This is a genomic window from Micromonospora sp. URMC 106 (genome assembly GCF_051386395.1).
Taxonomy (GTDB): Bacteria; Actinomycetota; Actinomycetes; order Mycobacteriales; family Micromonosporaceae; genus Micromonospora.
On record NZ_JBPQTP010000228.1, the window covers coordinates 1 to 1,428 of the forward strand.

Sequence of the window (1,428 nt, forward strand, 5' to 3'; positions counted from 1 at the left end):
GCCGCGCCGGCGCAGACGGGACGGGGCGGCCCTGTCGAGCCGCCCCGTCCATACGCCCACACCCTCGGGCGGCCTGACCACGCTCAGCCCCCGGCCGACGGCCCGCCGTCCGCCGTCAGCGACCGCCCGCGACCCGGCTCTGCACCCGGTCCAGGGCGGTGCGGTAGTCGTCGTTGCCGCTGTGCATCGCCGCCGCGATGCGCAGGTGCCGCAGCGCGTCGACGTGCCGGTTCAGCCGCTCCAGCGTCCGGCCCAGCACGTGGTGGGCGTAGTGGTCGCTGGGGTCCCGGTCGACCAGTTCCCGTAGCTGCTCCTCGGCCCGGTTGAGCTGGGCCGACTGGAAGTACGCCCGGGCCAGCAGCTGCCGCACCGAGGCGTTGCCGGGCTCCGCCTCGACGATCGGTTCGAGCAGCCGGGCCGCTCCGGTCGGGTCACCGGCCTCGAAGAACATGGTCGCTCGCCGGTACTCGGCCAGAAGATCCATTCGACCCACCCCCTCGTGTCGCGCCGACACTTCTCCCGACGCTGGCACAACACCCGCCGTACCGCGACTGTTCCCCAGCCGCGACGCCGCGGAAGTGGGGTCAGGTGGAGGCGCCGTGCCGGCCGGCGACCAGCTCCCAGGCGCGTACGCCGCCGATGATCCCGGCGGTGTTGGGCACCACCACCACGTCGTCGCCCATCCGGGCGAGCTGCTCGGGGCGGATCAGCCGCGAGTTGCCGCCGCCCAGGTAGAGCCGGTCCCAGCGGAACACGGGACGCAGCCCGTCCACGACCTGCCGGATCCGGCGGGACCAGAACGCGTCCCCGAGCCGGCGCCGCTCGGGCTCGCCCACGTACGTGTCGTAGGTGGTGCCCCAGCGCACCGGGGCGTGGGACAGCTCCAGGTGCGGGGCGAGCACGCCGCCGTCGAAGAGCGCGCTGCCCAGCCCGGTGCCGAGGGTCAGCACCAGCTCGCAGCCGGTCCCGGCGACCACCCCGGCGCCGTGCACCTCGGCGTCGTTGAGCACCAGCGCCGGCGCCCCGAACGCCTCGGCGAGCGCGGTCCGCGCGTCGTACCCGGACCACTCCGCGACCAGGCCCGGGTCGACCTTCGAGCGAGGGCCGGAGCGGGTCACGTAGTGCGGGGTGGCGACCACGACGCCGTGCCGGATCATCCCCGGCAGGCCCACGGTCAGCCGGTCCGCCGCGGGCAGCCGGCCACCCAGGCCGAGCAGCGTCTTCACGAACAGCTCCGGCGGCAACGGGTACGGCGTGGGCACCCGCAGCGGCCGGGCGCGCATCGTGCCCGCCTCGTCCAGCACCGACGCCTTGATCCCGCCGCCGCCACAGTCGATCGCCAGAGTGGTCACCACCCGAGCAGTGTGCCGCCTGCCTCCCGGCCCCTGTTCGGTACCTCCCGAAACCCGCTTCGTCGATCTTGCACTT

At 74.6% G+C, this 1,428-nt stretch carries 2 protein-coding genes; both read right to left on the reverse strand.

The features are described from left to right. Nucleotides 1–115: 115 nt before the first annotated feature. Nucleotides 116–484, reverse strand: coding sequence for a tetratricopeptide repeat protein (locus tag ACSNOB_RS31860; protein WP_436691136.1), 369 nt, complete (start codon nt 482–484; stop codon nt 116–118). A 100-nt stretch (nt 485–584) separates the two neighbouring features. Further along, nucleotides 585–1,355, reverse strand: a complete 771-nt coding sequence (locus ACSNOB_RS31865) for an ROK family protein (RefSeq protein WP_436691138.1) — start codon at nt 1,353–1,355, stop codon at nt 585–587. Between the last annotated feature and the right edge of the window lie 73 nt (nt 1,356–1,428).